This is a genomic window from Streptomyces sp. NPDC097129 (genome assembly GCF_055668065.1).
This window is the reverse complement of sequence record NZ_JBVOQE010000001.1, coordinates 1,120,794-1,136,200: the sequence shown is the minus strand read 5'-3', so window position 1 is coordinate 1,136,200 and position 15,407 is coordinate 1,120,794. Positions and strand designations below refer to the sequence as shown.

Below are 15,407 nucleotides of genomic sequence, written 5' to 3'. Positions count from 1 at the left end.
AGATAACGGGTCTAGCCCAAACGTGATGGCGCGTTCACGCTCCCGTTGGTATCCGGACCCTTCCGGTTCCCCGGGCGAGAGGAGCGTGACCGGCGTGAGAGTGACAGTCGTCGGAGGCGGCGTGGTCGGGACCATGCATGCCTGGCAAGCAGTCCAGCGCGGCCATGAGGTCGTACAGATCGAGCGCGAGAGCGAGGCGCGCGGCGCCTCCCTGCGCAACTTCGGCCAGATCTGGGTCAGTGGCCGAGCGGGGGGTGAGGAACTCCGGACGGCCCTGCGGGCGCGCGAGCTGTGGCAGGAGATCGGCGCGCGGGTGCCCGGGCTGGGCTTTCGTCCCAACGGCTCGCTGACCCCGGTCCGCGGCGACCTCGAAGTCGCCGTCGCCGAGGCCGCGGTGGCCCGCGAGGACGCCCCCGACCGCGGGTACAAGCTGCTCACCCCGGACGAGGCCCGCGCGCTGAACCCCGCTCTGCGCGGAGCGTTCGACGCCGCCCTGTACTGCGAGCGCGACGCCGCCGTGGAGCCGCGCACCGCGCAGCTCGCCCTGCGCGCCGAGCTGGCGAAGTCCCCGCGCTACACCTTCCTGCCGGGCCGCGAGGTCCGCGAGGTGATCGGCGAGAGGGCCGTGCGCGACGACCACGGCGACGTGCACCGCGCCGACGTCGTCATCCTGGCCACCGGCGCCTGGCTCGGCGGCCTGGTGCGCGAACTGACCGGAGGGGACCTGCCCGTGCGCCGGGTGCGGCTGCAGATGATGCAGACCGACCCGCTCGGCGAGCCCCTGACCACCTCGGTCGCCGACGCCGACAGCTTCCGCTACTACCCGGCGTACGCCTCGCCCGCCCTGGACGACCTCAACGCCCGCCGGCCGCAGGCGGAGACCGCCGCCGCGCACAAGATGCAGCTGCTGATGGTGCAGCGCGCCGACGGCGGGCTGACCATCGGCGACACGCACGAGTACGAGCACCCCTTCGCCTTCGACACGCTCGAGGACCCCTACGAGCACCTCACCGGTGTCGTCGAGTCCCTGCTGGGCCGGGCGCTGCCGAGGATCCGGCGCCGCTGGGCCGGGGTGTACGCGCAGTGCACCGACCCGCGCAAGGTCGTGCACCGCGAGCAGGTGCGCGAGGGGGTGTGGCTGGTCACCGGGCCCGGCGGGCGCGGCATGACCTGCTCGCCCGCGATAGCCGAGACCACCGCGAACGAACTGAAGTGGTGAACCGTATGACGACCCCCGACACCCGCCCCGTCGCCCCCGACACCCGCCCCGTCGCCCCCGACACCCGCCTCGTCGTCCTCGACATGGCCGGCACGACCGTCGCCGACGGCGGCCTCGTCGAGGAGGCCTTCGCGGCGGCCGCCGCCGAGCTGGGCGTGGAGCCCGGCAGCGGGGACCACGCCCACCAGCTCGCCCATGTGCGCGCCACCATGGGCGAGTCGAAGATCTCCGTCTTCCGGCACCTGTTCGGCGCCGAGGATCTCGCCCAGCGCGCCAACACCGCCTTCGAGAAGGCGTACGGCGACCTCGTCGGCGACGGCCGCATCGCCCCCGTGCCCGGCGCCCGCGAGGCCGTCGAACAGCTCCGGGCCGCCGGCCGCACCGTCGTGCTGACCACCGGCTTCGCCCGCGTCACCCAGGACGCCATCCTCGGCGCGCTCGGCTGGCGCGACCTGGTGGAACTCACCCTGTGCCCGGCCGACGCCGGCGGGCGCGGGCGGCCGTATCCCGACATGGTGCTGGAGGCGTTCCTGCGCACGAAGGCCGCGGACGACGTCCGTCAGGTCGCCGTCGTCGGCGACACCTCCTACGACATGCTCAGCGGCGTGCGGGCCGGGGCGGGCCTGGTGGCCGGTGTGCTCACCGGCGCACACCGCGAACCCGAGCTGCGCCGGGCCGGCGCCACCCATGTCCTGCCGTCCGTCGGCGAGTTGCCGGGAGTGCTCGGATGACCAGCGGCATCCGCTTCGAGAACGTCACCGTCGCCTACGACGGCCACGTCGTCCTCGACTCCTTCGACCTCACCGTGGAAAGCGGCGAGGTCATGGCGCTGCTCGGACCGTCCGGATCCGGCAAGACCACCGCGCTGCGGGCGGTCGCCGGGTTCGTGCGGCCCGCCGCCGGGCGCGTGCACCTCGGCGGCCGGGACGTCACCGACCTGCCACCGCACCGGCGGGGCATCGGCATGGTCGTGCAGAGCTACGCGCTGTTCCCGCACCTGCGGGTCGAGGACAACGTCGCCTTCGGACTCAAGGCCCGCAAGGCGGACCTGGCCGAGATCCGCACCCGGGTCGCCGAGGCGCTGGAGATGGTCGGCATGACCGGCTACGCCCACCGCCACCCGCGGGAGCTGTCCGGCGGCCAGCAGCAGCGCGTCGCCATCGCCCGCGCCCTCGCGATCCGCCCCTCCGTGCTGCTGCTGGACGAGCCGCTGTCCGCGCTCGACGCCCGGCTGCGCTCGGGGATGCTGACCGAACTGGCCCGGCTGCACCGCGAACTGCCCGACGTGTCGATCCTGTACGTCACGCACGACCAGGTCGAGGCCCTCACCCTCGCCGACCGGATCGCCGTGATGGACCAGGCCCGCCTCCAGGCCTGCGGGACACCGCGCGAGCTGTACCGGGCGCCCGCGAACGCGTTCACCGCGTCCTTCGTCGGCAACGCGAACCTGCTGCCGGTGACCGTCACCGGCGACGGCGTCCGCCTCGGGGACGCGCCGATCGAGGTCGTCACCGGCGAGGCGACGACCGGGGCGAAGGCCACCTTGTGCGTGCGCCCCCACCTCGTCGGCCTCGGCGACGGCCCCAACCCGCTCACCGGCACGGTCACCGACCTCCAGTGGCGCGGCGCCACCCACCGGCTGTACGTCGAGGTGGGTGGCCACCGCATCATGGCCGACCTGCGCGAGCTGAAGGACCCGCCCGCGCACGGCGAACAGGTCACCGTGCACTTCGCTCCGCACGACGCGACGCTGCTGGCCGCCGGGGTGGGCGATGAGTAGGTCCCTGGAGATACCGCTCGCGGCCCCGGCGACGAAGCGCGCCCGGGCGCCGCGCGACCGCCGCCCGCTGTGGGCGCTGCCCCCCGTCGCCCTGCTCGCCGTCTTCTTCCTCTACCCCCTCGCCCTCGTCGTCCGGCAGTCCTTCCAGCCCGACACCGGCTCCACCTCGCTGAAGCCGTACGCCGACGTCCTCGCCTCCACCGCGTTCCGCCAGGCGCTGTGGACGACGGTGTGGCTGGCCGTCGCCGCGACCGCCGGGTGCCTGGTGCTCGGCTTCCTGCTGGCGCTGGTCATCGCGTTCGTGCCGTTCCCCGGCGCGAAGGCCGTCGCCCGGTTCATCGACGTCTTCCTGTCCTTCCCGTCCTTCCTCATCACCCTCGCGCTGCTGTTCGTCTACGGCAGCGTGGGCATGGCCAACGGGCTGTGGACGGACCTCACCGGCGCCGCCGAGGGCCCCTTCGCGTTCCTGACCACACCGTGGGGCGTACTGCTCGCGGAGGTCACCTACTTCACCCCGTTCGTGATGCGGCCGCTGCTCGCCGCGTTCACGCAGCTCGACACCGCCCAGCTGGAGGCGGCCAGTTCACTCGGCGCCCGCGCCCCCCGCATCGTGCGGCGGATCATCCTGCCGGAGGCGCTGCCCGCGCTCGCCGCCGGCGGCAGCCTCGTCCTGGTGCTGTGCCTCAACGAGTTCGGCATCGTGCTGTTCACCGGCGCCAAGGGCGTCACCACCCTGCCGACCCTCGTCTACGGCAAGGCGATCCTGGAGTCCGACTACCCGGGCGCGTGCGTGGTCGCCGTCGTCAACGTCGTTCTCTCCGTGGGCCTGTACGGCCTGTACCGGGTGGTGAGCCGTCGTGCTGGTGCATAGCCGCGGCGCCAAGCGGGCGATCTGGGCGCTCTTCGCGCTGCTCTTCCTGCCCCTGTTCGCGCTGCCCCTCCTCGTCGTCCTCGGCGCGTCCTTCGCCACCCACTGGTCGAGCGTCCTGCCCTCCGGCCCGACCGTCGCCCACTACCGCGCCGCCACCCGCGGCGACGCCCTCCAGGCGCTCACCACCAGCCTGCTCACCGCGCTCGCCGCGAGCGCGCTCGCACTCGCCGTCGGGACCTGGGCGGCGCTGGCCGCGGCGGCGCTGGGGCGGCGCCAGCGGCGGCTGATGGACGCCCTGTTCGTGCTGCCCGTCGCCGTGCCCTCCGTCGTCGTCGGCCTGTCCGTCCTGGTCGCCTTCTCCAAGCCGCCGCTGCTGCTCAACGGCACCCGCTGGATCGTGATCCTCGCCCACACCGTGCTGGTCACCGCCTTCGCCCACCAGTCGGTGTCCGCCGCGATCCGCCGCCTGGACCCGGCCTACGAACAGGCCGCCGCCTCCCTCGGCGCGAGCCCCGCCCGCGTGCTGTGGCGGGTGCGGCTGCCGCTGCTGCTGCCCTCGCTGACCGCCGCGGCCGGCCTGTGCTTCGCCCTGTCGATGGGCGAGCTGAGCGCCACGATGATGCTCTACCCGCCCGACTGGACCCCGCTGCCCGTCCTGATCTACGCGGCCACCGACCGCGGCGCCCTGTTCGCCGGGTCCGCCGTCGCGGTGGTCCTCATGGCGGCGACGCTGCTCGTGCTGTTCGCCGTCTCCCGCATCCGCACCCGGGCCTCCTACCGCTGACCGCCGTACAGCCCCTCGAACGCCAGGAGTTCACCTCGCCATGTCCGCACACACCCGCACGGCCGCCACCGCCCTCACCGGCGCCCTGCTCCTCACCGCCCCGCTGCTCACCGCCTGCGGCGGCTCCTCCGCCGCCGCCGACGAGAAGGCCGTCACCGTCTACAGCGCCGACGGACTGAAGGGCGAGAACGGCGACGGCTGGTACGACCGCGTCTTCAAGGACTTCGAGAAGCAGACCGGCATCAAGGTCAAGTACGTCGAGGGCGGCTCGGGCGAGATGGTGCAGCGCGCCGTCCGCGAGAAGAGCAACCCGCAGGCCGACGTGCTGGTCACCCTGCCGCCGTTCATCCAGCAGGCCGACAGCAAGGGCCTGCTGCAGAAGTACGCCCCGAAGGGCGCCGAGCAGGTCAGCGGCGCCGACAAGGCCGCCGACGGCACCTGGACGGCGGTCGTCAACAACTACTTCGGCTTCGTCTACAACAACAAGCAGCTTCCGCAGGCCCCCAAGACCTGGCAGGAACTGCTGGACGGCCGGTACAAGAACAAGCTCCAGTACTCCACCCCGGGCGTCGCCGGTGACGGCACCGCCGTCCTGATCAAGGCGATCCACGACTTCGGCGGCAAGCAGCCCGCCCTGGACTACCTGGGCAAGCTCCAGGCCAACAACGTCGGCCCGTCCGCCTCCACCGGCAAGCTCGCACCGAAGGTCGACAAGGGCGAACTCCTCGTCGCCAACGGCGATGTGCAGATGAACTACGCCCAGTCCAAGACCATGCCCCACCTCGGCATCTGGTTCCCGGCAGGCAAGGACGGCAAGGCCACGACCTTCGCGCTGCCGTACGCGGCCGGCCTGGTCACCAAGGCGCCGCACAGCGAGAACGGCCGGAAACTGCTCGACTTCATGCTCGGCCGGGCCGCCCAGCAGCAGGTCAGCGAGATCGGCGGCGGCTTCAGCGCCCGCACCGACGTCAAGGCCACCGACGCCAACGCCATCGCGCTGGCCAAGCTGATGGACGGCGTCCAGGTCTTCGAGCCGGACTGGACCGACATCGACAAGAACCTCACGTCGTACGTCGACGACTGGAAGTCCGCGACCGGAAGCTGACCACGGCGCTGACCACGGCCACGGCCACGGCACCCCACCACAAACCACACACCCCCCGCACCGCCCCCGCACCGCCCCTGGCACCACCGGGGGCGGTGCGGGGGCGCTGGCCCGCTGGCCCGCTCGCCCCTCCGCCCGCCCGCAGACCCGCTCCCGACCTCCGGAGGACCACGTGTCGCACCGCCTGTCCCGCCGTACCCTCCTCGTCTCCGCCGTGGCCCTCGCGGCGACCGCCGGCCCCCTCGCCGCCGTCGCCCGTGCCGTGGCCCGCACCCCGAAGGTGCTGGTCATCGGCCTGGACGGTGCCCTGCTCAGCCGTATCAAGGACGCCGACGCGCCGAACCTGGACGCCCTCATGGCGGCCGGCCTCACCGCGCCGAGCAGCATCTACGCCGACCCGCTCGCGCCCACCCTGTCCGGCCCCGGCTGGTCCACGCTGATCACCGGCGTCTGGCCCGACAAGCACAACGTCAAGGACAACGCCTTCACCGGCAACCGCTTCGACCGGTACCCCGACTTCCTCACCCGGGTGGAGACGGCCCGCCCCGAACTGTCGACGTACGCCGTCTCCTCCTGGGCGCCGCTCACCGACACCGTCTTCTCGGCGAAGGTCGACACCCGCGTGTCCACGCCCAGCGCCGAGTACGACACCGGCACCACCGCCCGCGCGGTCGACCGGCTGCGAGGCGGCGCCCCGGACGCGATGTTCGTGCAGCTCGACGGCATCGACCACGCGGGCCACAGCTACGGCGCGGCCTCGCAGCAGTACCTGGACGCCATCCACACCGCGGACGCGCAGGTCGGCCAGATGATCGCCGCGCTCAAGGGCCGCCCGGCGTACGCCGACGAGGACTGGCTGGTCATGGTCACCGCCGATCACGGGCACACCGACGCCGGCGGCCACGGCGGCTCCACGCTCCAGGAACGCCAGACGTTCCTCATCGCCACCGGCCCGGCCCTCGCGCCCGGTTCGGTCCGCCACGACGTGAAGATGCCGGACGTCGCCGCCTCCGCGCTCGCCCACCTCGGCATCGCCGTCGACCCCGCCTGGGACCTGGACGGCCGCCCCGTGCAGCAGCCCTCCCCGGACGACTTCGACGTCCTGTACGGGCAGTTGCGGACCCGGGCCGACGAGACCGGCATCCCGGCCGCGCTGGCCGGCTTCACGCACACCCCGCCGCCGGGCTGGACGGTCGACAACTCCGCGATGGGCGGCGGCGGGGTCACCGAGTGGCGTGGCTGGTCCTTCACCACCGACGAGTTCTGGACCCAGGCCCAGCGCGACCAGAACCGCGAGTGCAACGTCCGCGCCCGGGGCGTCTTCGCGGTCGCCGACGGCGACGAGTGGAGCGACAAGGCCGTCACCGGCGCCTTCGACTCCACCCTGATCAGCCCGGCGTACCCGGTCACCGGCGGCCGCACCGCCACCCTCACGTACACGACGTTCTACCGGCACGAGGCCCCGCAGAAGGGCGAGGTCCTCGTCTCCTACGACGGCGGCACCCCGGTGAGCGTCAGGACGTACACCGCGGACGTGCCCTCCCGCACCGAGACCGTCGCCCTCCAGATCCCGTCCGGCGCCACCTCGGCCCGCGTCCGCTTCCGCTACACCGGGGGCAACAACTGGTACTGGGTGATCGACGGGGTACAGATCAGGCAGCTCTGACTAGGCTGGGGGCGTCGGTACGGCGTGGTTCCGGCGCCCCAGCCCGTGTAGGACCGTACGTACGCCAGGAGACGCAGCACATGGCAGACCGCAAGCCCATCGAGTCGTGGCTCACCGACATGGACGGCGTCCTGATCCACGAGGGAGTGCCGATCCCCGGCGCCGACGCCTTCCTGAAGAAGCTGCGCGAGTCCGGCAAACCGTTCCTGGTGCTGACCAACAACTCCATGTACACGCCGCGCGACCTGCACGCCCGCCTGACCCGCATGGGCCTGGACGTGCCGATCGAGAACATCTGGACCTCGGCGCTGGCCACCGCGAAGTTCCTCGACGACCAGCGTCCGGGCGGTTCGGCGTACGTCATCGGCGAGGCCGGACTGACCACCGCGCTGCACGACATCGGCTACATCCTCACCGACCACGAGCCCGACTACGTCGTCCTCGGCGAGACCCGCACCTACTCCTTCGAGGCGATGACCAAGGCGGTCCGGCTGATCAACGACGGGGCCCGGTTCATCTGCACCAACCCCGACGAGACGGGTCCCTCCACCGAGGGCCCGCTGCCGGCGACCGGTGCGGTGGCCGCGCTGATCACGAAGGCGACCGGCAAGCAGCCGTACTTCGCGGGCAAGCCGAACCCGCTGATGATGCGCACCGGTCTGAACGCCATCGGCGCGCACTCCGAGACGAGCGCGATGATCGGCGACCGGATGGACACCGACGTGCTGGCCGGCATGGAGGCCGGGATGCAGACCTTCCTGGTGCTCACCGGTCTGACCACGACCCTCCAGGTGGAGAACTTCCCCTACCGCCCCTCGCACGTCGTGGACTCCATCGCGGACCTCGTCGACCTGGTCTGACCGAGCCCGTCGCCGGCCCGGGGCGGCCCCCACCGCCCCGGAGCGGCGTGAACCTCACCCGGACGGAGCAATATCGGCGCCCCTGCGGATGCGGGGGCGGTCCCGGACGGGGAGCCTCCAGTTATCTGGAGGTACACGATGGGCTCACTGAAGGTCACGGTCTGCGCGGGTGCTGCCGTGCTCGCCGCGCTCACCCCGGCCGCGTACGCGGCGGACGGAGGCGGAGTCTCGGTGTCCCCTTCCTCACCCGCTCCCGGCGCCGACGTGTCGCTGACCGTGCACGGCTGCACCGCCCGGACCGCCACCGCCGTCTCCACCGCCTTCGTCGCCGACGCCCGGCTGGCCGGCGCGGGCGGCACCGTCGCCGCGGGCGGCACCCTCGCCGGGGAGACCAAGGTCCGCTCCTCCGCGCCGCCCGGCGCCTACGACGTCAAGGTCACCTGCGCCGACCGCACGCTCCAGGGCAAGGTCACCGTCGTCGCACGCGGCGGCCACACGACCCCTCCCGCCCACCGGCCGCCGGCGTCCGCCCCCGCCTCACCGGTCGCCCCCGTGCACGCGGGTGGCGGCGGCACCGCCCGGCTCACCGCAGGCCGCACCGCACGCCTCACCGCCGCCGACCCCCACGCCGACGCACCCGGCCTCGCGCACGCCGTGACGGGTCTGGTGCTGGCCGGTGCCGCCGCGGCCGCCGTGGCCGCGCGCGGTGCCGCCCGCCGGAGCCGCAGGACCCACTGACCATGGCGGACACCGAACGCTCCTCCGGCACCGCGCGCCTGGTCATGGGCGTGGCCTGGGCGGTACTGCTGCTGGGGCTGTGGCTGTGGGGGATGAAGGTCTCCGACGTACGGCAGGGCATGTCCGCGCCGACCACCGGTGACATGGCCGCCGCGGGCCGCCCCCCGCTCGCCGAGCTGCCGCCGGCCGCCCGGCCGCTCGGCGGGGCCACGCCGCAGCGCATCGACATCCCCGACCTCGGCGTGCAGGCGCCGGTCGTGGGGCGCGGCCTCGACGCGGACGGCGCCATCGACCCGCCGCCGTTCGACCAGGCGGCCGTGGTCGGCTGGTACGCGGGCGGGGCGGCGCCGGGCGCGGCCGGGACCGCGCTGATGGTGGGCCATGTCGACACCGAGACCAAACCGGCTGTCTTCTACAAGCTCAGCACGCTCAGGCCGGGCCGCACGGTCCGCGTCGTGCGGGCCGACGGGCATGTCGCGGAGTTCACCGTCGATGACGTCGAGGTGCTGCCCCGCGACCACTTCGACGCCCACCGCGCCTACGGCCCCCGGCAGCCGGGACGCGCGGAGCTGCGGCTGATCACCTGCGGCGGCACCTTCGACCGGGCGAGCCGCAGCTACACGGCCAACGTGATCGTGTCCGCCTATCTGACCGGCACCCGGCTGTGACAGCCCGCCGGCGGTCCGGCGGGACGACCTCGTGGGCGTCGCGCGTCGTATGCCAGGATTGAGCCCCGAGACAGGCCACCCGAGGGGGAGTTGGATGGACCGCAAGAGGGGGGTGGCGGCAGCGCTGGGGGCGGCGCTGCTGATCGCCGGATGTTCCTCCGGGAGCGGTGACGGCAAGGACGGCGCGCCGGGCGCCGGCATCACCCAGCAGCCGAAGGAGGCCGACCCGTTCTGGGTCGATCCGGACGGCACCGCGGCCCGGCAGGTCGCGGCCTACCTCAAGGACGGCAAGCAGTCCGAGGCCGACGAGATCCGCAAGATCGCCGAGCAGCCGACCGGCGAGTGGATCGGCCCGGAGAACCCCGAGGCGGAGGCGCGCGGCTTCACCGAGGCCGCCGACAAGGCCGGCCGCACCGCGCTGCTCGTGCTGTACGACATCCCGCACCGCGACTGCGGCCAGTACTCGCAGGGCGGCGCCGCCGACGGAGACACCTACCGCGCCTGGATCGACGGCGTGGCGAAGGGCATCGGCGACCGCCCGGCCACGGTCATCCTGGAACCGGACGCCGTGCTGCACCTGGTGGACGGGTGCACCCCGGACGAGTTCCACGAGGAGCGCTACGACCTGCTCAAGGGCGCGATCGCCAGGCTGAAGTCGCTGAAGAACACCAAGGTGTACCTGGACGCGGGCAACGCCGGCTGGGGCCACCCCGACCAGGTCGCCGAGCCGCTGAAGTGGGCGGGCGTCGACCAGGCCGACGGCTTCGCGGTCAACGTGTCCAACTTCTACTCCACCAAGGACTCGATCGCCTACGGCAGGCAGCTGTCGGCGAAGGCCGGCGGCAAGCACTTCGTCATCGACACCAGCCGCAACGGCAACGGCCCCTACACCGGCGGCGAGGCCGAAGAGCGCTGGTGCAACCCGCCGGGCCGGGCGCTGGGCGAGCCGCCGACGACGAAGACCGCCGACCCGCTGGTCGACGCCTACCTGTGGGTGAAGCGCCCCGGCGAGTCCGACGGCGAGTGCAAGGGCGGCCCGAAGGCGGGCGAGTGGTGGGCGGACTACGCCCTGAAGCTCGCCAAGGCGTCCAAGTAGCCCACGACGTAAGGACGGGGCGCCCCCGGGAGGGGGGCGCCCCGTCGTCCTGACCTTGGAGCGGGCTCAGGGCACGCGCACCCACTGCGCCGTGCTGGGCGTGCCCTGGTCGTCGTCCACGAACAGCATGTACCAGCCGGACGGGACGAGGTTGCGGCTCTTCGGGACCGTCACCGTCACCGTGTCGCCGGACACCTTGAAGTCCAGGGCGATCGAGCGCTGGTCGACGTCGGTCACGTGCGTCGACGCGCTCGGCCGGATCAGCCGGGCCTTCTTGAGCGTGGCGGCGTGCCGCGAGGTGAAGGTGCCCGAGCCGCCGCGCTCGATGGTCTGCGGGCCGCCGGACAGGTCGGGCCGTGCGTCCCGGTACAGATAGGGCGGCGTGTAGATCTCGATGCGCTGCTCGAACGTGCCGGGCTTGGTGTTGGCCTTGTCGCCGTAGAGCGAGTCGGAGCCGAAGAACATCACGCGCCCGTCGGGCAGCAGGATCGACCCGGAGTGGTAGTTGCGGCCGACCAGCGGATCGGCGACCCGCCGGAATGCGTTGGTCTTCGGGTCGTAGAGCCGCGCCTGGAGGATGTTGGAGTCGCCGCGGCCCCGGTAGTCCTCCGAGCCGCCGGAGACGAGCACGCTGTCGTCGGGCAGGACGGAGGACTGCGGGTAGCGGGTGCCCTTCTCCAGCGTCGGCCCGTCCACGAACCTCGGGTCCGGCTGCTTCAGGTCCACGATCCGGGTCCGGTTGCTGGACAGCTTGGACTCGCCGACCCCGCCGCCGCCGATCACCATGTACTTCTGGTCCTGCGCCGGCGGCAGCAGCACCGTGCCGGACGTCTCCATCATGTTCGCGTCGCTCAGGCCGGGGATCTTGGCGAACTTGTTGGTGCCCACGTCCCAGACGCCCGGCTCACGCCCGATGTTGTCGGGGCCGTAGCCCGCGTTGGAGCCCGAGTAGAAGATCTTGCCGTTCTCCAGCAGGAACAGCGCCGGATAGGTGGGGAACTGACGGACCGACTTGGTGTAGGTCCACGTCTTGGTCTTCGGGTCGAAGATCTCGTTCTTGCCCGGGACCAGCTGGCCGATGTCGTCGAGTCCGGAGACGCTGAGGACCTTGCCGTCGCTCAGCGTGGTGAGCGTCGGGTACCAGCGGGCCTCGTTCATCGGGTCGACCTTGATGTACTTCTCGGCGACCGGGTCGAACTCGTAGGCGTCACGGATGCCCTGGAAGTCCTTCTTGTCCAGGGCGAGCTTCTGCGCGATGCCGTAGGTGTTGCGGGCGTCGGCACCGGACAGCCCCTGGATGCGGTAGTTGTCCTGGGTGCCGGTCTCGTACTTCTGCCCGCTGTGCTGCGCCTCGACGTAGATACGGCCGAGCCCGGGGTCGTTGCGCAGGAACCTCCCGGCCTTGTCGAACACCTTCTTCGCGCGCGGCACCAGCACCGGGTCCTTGGAGACGAACGTCCTGCCGTTCTCCTTGCCGGTGAACCGGGTGCCCGCGGGCAGGGTGATCGGCTTGTCCGGGTTCTCGTTGTGGACGATCATCAGCCCGCCGGCCTTGGTGACGTCGCCCTTGAGCTTCTCGTACCGCTTGGTGCCGCCCGCGATGAGCAGGTTGCCGTTGGGCAGCTGGGTGTGGCCGGTGCAGAACAGGTCGGTCGGCGTGGGCACCTTCTTGATCGTGCCCTTGACGGGGCCCCAGATCCGGGTGTCGAACTTCTTGGCGTCGAAGTTCTCCTGGTTGTTGCCGGACCCGGCGACGAGGAGGATCTTCCCGGTGTGCAGCAGCGCCGCGTGGATGGTGTTCTGCCGGTACTCCCTGGGGAACTCGATGATGTCCCAGTGGCCGTTCTCCGCCTTGTACTCCGGCTTGTTGATCTTGTAGTCGTGGTACTTCGCGGTACTGAAGCGGTACAGCCACGGACCGTTCATCCCGGCCAGCGCGAGGACCACCGCCGTGCCTATCGCGAGTCGACGGGCACGGCGGCGGCCGGCACGGTCGTTCATTCCTTACGTCCCCCCAGCCCACCAAGGGCGATCTGCATGGTCTGGTCGTCGCCCGAGCCCGGCTCGGCCCACTGGGGGCGCGGGGCCGGGCCGTGCGGCGCGTACTGCGCCGGAGTCCCGTGCGCGGGTGCTCCGTGCGCGGGTGTCCCGTTCACCGGCGTCCCGTGCGCGGGTGTCCCGTGTGCCGGGGCGGGCGCGGCGGCGTGCCGCGGCTGTCCCGCCGGGCCGGCGGCCGGCTTCTTCGCGGCCTGCCGCAGCTCATGGCGCCAGACGAAGACCGGCGCGGCGGTGATGAGCAGGGCGAACGTCGCCCAGATGATCATCGCCGGGTGGGAGTGCCCGAGCACCAGGCCCGCGACGATGGAGCCGGCGAAGATCGCGATGAAGTACCAGTGGTAGCGGAAGGTGCCGAACCAGGTGTCCGGGCTCGCCGAGTCGCCCTTGGGCGTGACGACGAACTTGCTCTTGCGGCGCAGCAGGGAGTCGATCAGCGCCTTGGCGTACAGCGGCGCCGACAGCGCGGACATCACCATGCCGGCCACGCCGCCGGAGCCCTCCGGCTCGTGCGGGGAGACGTTGTGGCGCCGGTTCCAGACGTACAGGCCGATCTGCAGGGCGGAGGCGTTGCCGTAGAGCATCAGCCACACGGTGGGGTCGATGTTCACACCCGAGGCGCCCACGCCCAGGAACAGCGCACAGCTCAGTGCCGCGAGGATCCAGTTCAAGGCGGACATCGGATAGAAGATGATCATCATCGTGTAGTTGAAGAGGCGGCCCGGCGGCAGCGTGCCCCAGCCCTTCCAGTACTGCTTGAGGATCGTCTCGTAGGTGCCGCGCGACCAGCGCATCTGCTGGGTGAAGAAGTCCGTCCAGGCGGCCGGGCCCTCGCCGACGGCGAGCACGTCGGGGGTGTAGACCGACTTCCACTTGCGCCCGGTGACCGGGTTCTTGTGGCGGTGCATCTCGAACCCGGTGGCCATGTCCTCGGTGATCGAGTCGTACAGGCCGCCGATCTGCTGCAGTGCCTTGATGCGTACGGCGTTGGAGGTGCCGACGAACATCGGGGCGCCGTACTTGTTGCCGGCGCGCTGGATGAGCGCGTGGAAGAGGAACTGCTGCGACTCGGCGGCCTTGGTCACGAACGAGTCGTAGTTGCCGTACACCTGCGGGCCGATGACGAAGCCGACGTCCGGGTCGCGGAAGAAGCCGAGCATCCGCTCCAGGTAGTTCGGCAGCGGCACGTGGTCGGTGTCGACGGAGGCGAAGAAGTCGTAGTCGTCGCCGTGGGCGTCCAGCCAGGCGTTGTAGTTGCCGTGCTTGGTCCTGGCCCGGTGCGGGCCCTTGGCCTGGTTCCACTTCGCGACGCCCTTGCGGGAGAAGTGGTGCACGCCGAGCCGCTCGCACACGGCCTTGACCTCGGGGTCGTCGCCCTCGTCGAGCAGCCATACGTGCAGCAGGCCCCGGTGGCGCAGCCGGACGGCGGCCTCCAGGGTCCGGGTGACCATCTCCAGCGGCTCCTTGCCGGGCACGAAGGAGGTGAGGAAGGCGACCCGGGTGCCGGTCTGCGGCACGACGGGCACGGGATCGCGGGCGACGAGCGTGGCGTGCGCGTTGGACAGCACGTTCAGGCAGCGGAAGAACTCGATCAGGCCGATCGAGACCAGCATGACCACGTCGAGAGCCGGCAGGAAGTCGAAGGCGGGATAGTCGCGTTCGGTCCAGTGTTCGGGCTGGAGCAGCCAGAACAGCAGGACCAGCGAGAGTATGGGGGCCGCGGCCAGCATCAGGGCGACCCGGATGCGGTGCGGCTCCTGGGAGATCAGCGAGCGGTACTGGACGGTGTACGGCTTGTGCGGATCGGGCTGGGTGAGGGGCCCGGCCAGCCTGCTGTAGTGCTCGTAGTCGTATCTCGGCAGGTTTCTCCTGATCCGCCGGAAGGTTCCGGTGGTGCTCATCCGGTGCGTGGGCACCCTGAGCCGAGTGGTCGGTGACGGGTCGGAGCCGTGCCGGGCGTCCGGCGGCGTCGACGTCATGAGTCATCCCCCCAGCACGCGTGGTCAGCGCGTGTGTGTCGGCGTCTTCATCTGCTCCGGTCCCCCTCGACCGGTGCAGATGGTTAAGTGGTGGGCCGCTGTCCCCACGTCGTCCCAACCCTATAGACAGGGAACGGCGGCGTTCCGGGTGCATGATGCCCTCTCGGCATCAGCAGTGTGAACGGGGCCCCCTTCTCCCCGTGACATCCGCGCAAACGGCCCTCAGCCCCCCAAGTCCCGTGTATGCGCGTCGTGTTGCCCATTCAGGGTTCTATGGGGTTCGGCATGATCGCAAGACGGTGTGGGCGCGCAACGAAACAAGGCCCCTCGCCGAAGCGAAGGGCCTTGCCGTCGGTGCGCCGCCAGGGACTCGAACCCCGGACCCGCTGATTAAGAGTCAGCTGCTCTAACCAACTGAGCTAGCGGCGCCTGCTGACGACGTAACTCTACAGGACACCCGGGGGTGCCCCTGACCGCGCATCCGTGTCCTTTATGTCATGAAATGGGAAAGTCGTACATCATTCGGATCGTCACCATGCGCTTCGGCAAGACCGTTGGGAAACTGATCGGCGTGTACAGGCCTGGA

Annotated in this window: 13 protein-coding genes and 1 tRNA gene; 11 read left to right on the top strand and 3 right to left on the bottom strand. The window is 71.5% G+C overall.

What is annotated here, in order from left to right:
• Positions 1-94 precede the first annotated feature (94 nt).
• The 11 genes from AC0B9F_RS05095 to AC0B9F_RS05045 all read left to right on the top strand — a co-directional run bounded on the left by AC0B9F_RS05095 (position 95) and on the right by AC0B9F_RS05045 (position 10,787).
• The gene (locus AC0B9F_RS05095) at positions 95-1,219 is read left to right on the top strand and encodes a TIGR03364 family FAD-dependent oxidoreductase (RefSeq protein WP_471998827.1); all 1,125 of its coding nucleotides are present in this window, start codon (positions 95-97) and stop codon (positions 1,217-1,219) included.
• Positions 1,220-1,224: 5 nt separating this feature from the next.
• Positions 1,225-1,950, top strand: a complete 726-nt coding sequence (locus tag AC0B9F_RS05090; protein ID WP_471998826.1) for an HAD family hydrolase — start codon at positions 1,225-1,227, stop codon at positions 1,948-1,950.
• Positions 1,947-2,999, top strand: coding sequence for an ABC transporter ATP-binding protein (locus AC0B9F_RS05085; protein WP_471998825.1), 1,053 nt, complete (start codon positions 1,947-1,949; stop codon positions 2,997-2,999). The genes AC0B9F_RS05090 and AC0B9F_RS05085 overlap by 4 nt, the downstream gene beginning before the upstream one ends.
• A complete protein-coding gene (locus AC0B9F_RS05080) occupies positions 2,992-3,870 on the top strand; it encodes a 2-aminoethylphosphonate ABC transporter permease subunit (RefSeq protein ID WP_471998824.1) in 879 nt (292 codons plus the stop codon). Before AC0B9F_RS05085 ends, AC0B9F_RS05080 begins: the two co-directional genes overlap by 8 nt.
• Complete coding sequence (locus tag AC0B9F_RS05075; protein ID WP_471998823.1) at positions 3,857-4,654, top strand: ABC transporter permease; 798 nt, start codon at positions 3,857-3,859, stop codon at positions 4,652-4,654. The genes AC0B9F_RS05080 and AC0B9F_RS05075 overlap by 14 nt, the downstream gene beginning before the upstream one ends.
• A gap of 40 nt (positions 4,655-4,694) precedes the next feature.
• Positions 4,695-5,759, top strand: a complete 1,065-nt coding sequence (locus AC0B9F_RS05070) for a 2-aminoethylphosphonate ABC transporter substrate-binding protein (protein ID WP_471998822.1) — start codon at positions 4,695-4,697, stop codon at positions 5,757-5,759.
• Between the two features lie 172 nt (positions 5,760-5,931).
• Positions 5,932-7,425, top strand: a complete 1,494-nt coding sequence (locus AC0B9F_RS05065; protein ID WP_471998821.1) for an alkaline phosphatase family protein — start codon at positions 5,932-5,934, stop codon at positions 7,423-7,425.
• A gap of 80 nt (positions 7,426-7,505) precedes the next feature.
• Entirely contained in the window at positions 7,506-8,285 is a 780-nt protein-coding gene (locus tag AC0B9F_RS05060) for an HAD-IIA family hydrolase (RefSeq protein ID WP_471998820.1), read from the top strand.
• 138 nt (positions 8,286-8,423) lie between these two features.
• Positions 8,424-9,023: a hypothetical protein gene (locus AC0B9F_RS05055; protein WP_471998819.1), complete on the top strand. Its 600-nt coding sequence runs from the start codon at positions 8,424-8,426 to the stop codon at positions 9,021-9,023.
• 2 nt (positions 9,024-9,025) lie between these two features.
• Positions 9,026-9,691, top strand: a complete 666-nt coding sequence (locus AC0B9F_RS05050) for a class F sortase (protein ID WP_471998818.1) — start codon at positions 9,026-9,028, stop codon at positions 9,689-9,691.
• Between the two features lie 94 nt (positions 9,692-9,785).
• On the top strand, positions 9,786-10,787 hold the full coding sequence (locus tag AC0B9F_RS05045; protein ID WP_471998817.1) for a glycoside hydrolase family 6 protein: 1,002 nt from the start codon (positions 9,786-9,788) through the stop codon (positions 10,785-10,787).
• A 66-nt stretch (positions 10,788-10,853) separates the two neighbouring features.
• Here the strand turns inward: AC0B9F_RS05045 and glxA are convergent, their stop codons facing one another.
• From glxA to AC0B9F_RS05030, 3 genes are all read right to left on the bottom strand, one after another.
• Complete coding sequence (gene glxA / locus AC0B9F_RS05040) at positions 10,854-12,788, bottom strand: radical copper oxidase GlxA (protein ID WP_471998816.1); 1,935 nt, start codon at positions 12,786-12,788, stop codon at positions 10,854-10,856.
• Positions 12,785-14,821 (bottom strand): glycosyltransferase family 2 protein, encoded by a 2,037-nt coding sequence (locus AC0B9F_RS05035; RefSeq protein WP_471998815.1) that lies wholly within the window; start codon positions 14,819-14,821, stop codon positions 12,785-12,787. The genes glxA and AC0B9F_RS05035 overlap by 4 nt, the downstream gene beginning before the upstream one ends.
• Before the next feature lie 355 nt (positions 14,822-15,176).
• Positions 15,177-15,250: transfer RNA gene (locus AC0B9F_RS05030), tRNA-Lys, on the bottom strand.
• Positions 15,251-15,407: the final 157 nt, after the last annotated feature.

What these genes read in the sequence shown, in the direction of transcription:
- AC0B9F_RS05055 (WP_471998819.1), top strand. Translation starts at nt 8,424, where the DNA reads ATGGGCTCACTGAAGGTCACGGTCTGCGCGGGTGCTGCCGTGCTCGCC.
- AC0B9F_RS05090 (WP_471998826.1), top strand. Translation starts at nt 1,225, where the DNA reads ATGACGACCCCCGACACCCGCCCCGTCGCCCCCGACACCCGCCCCGTC.
- AC0B9F_RS05050 (WP_471998818.1), top strand. Translation starts at nt 9,026, where the DNA reads ATGGCGGACACCGAACGCTCCTCCGGCACCGCGCGCCTGGTCATGGGC.
- AC0B9F_RS05035 (WP_471998815.1), bottom strand. Translation starts at nt 14,821, where the DNA reads ATGACGTCGACGCCGCCGGACGCCCGGCACGGCTCCGACCCGTCACCG.
- AC0B9F_RS05060 (WP_471998820.1), top strand. Translation starts at nt 7,506, where the DNA reads ATGGCAGACCGCAAGCCCATCGAGTCGTGGCTCACCGACATGGACGGC.
- AC0B9F_RS05080 (WP_471998824.1), top strand. Translation starts at nt 2,992, where the DNA reads ATGAGTAGGTCCCTGGAGATACCGCTCGCGGCCCCGGCGACGAAGCGC.
- AC0B9F_RS05085 (WP_471998825.1), top strand. Translation starts at nt 1,947, where the DNA reads ATGACCAGCGGCATCCGCTTCGAGAACGTCACCGTCGCCTACGACGGC.
- AC0B9F_RS05045 (WP_471998817.1), top strand. Translation starts at nt 9,786, where the DNA reads ATGGACCGCAAGAGGGGGGTGGCGGCAGCGCTGGGGGCGGCGCTGCTG.
- AC0B9F_RS05070 (WP_471998822.1), top strand. Translation starts at nt 4,695, where the DNA reads ATGTCCGCACACACCCGCACGGCCGCCACCGCCCTCACCGGCGCCCTG.
- glxA (WP_471998816.1), bottom strand. Translation starts at nt 12,788, where the DNA reads ATGAACGACCGTGCCGGCCGCCGCCGTGCCCGTCGACTCGCGATAGGC.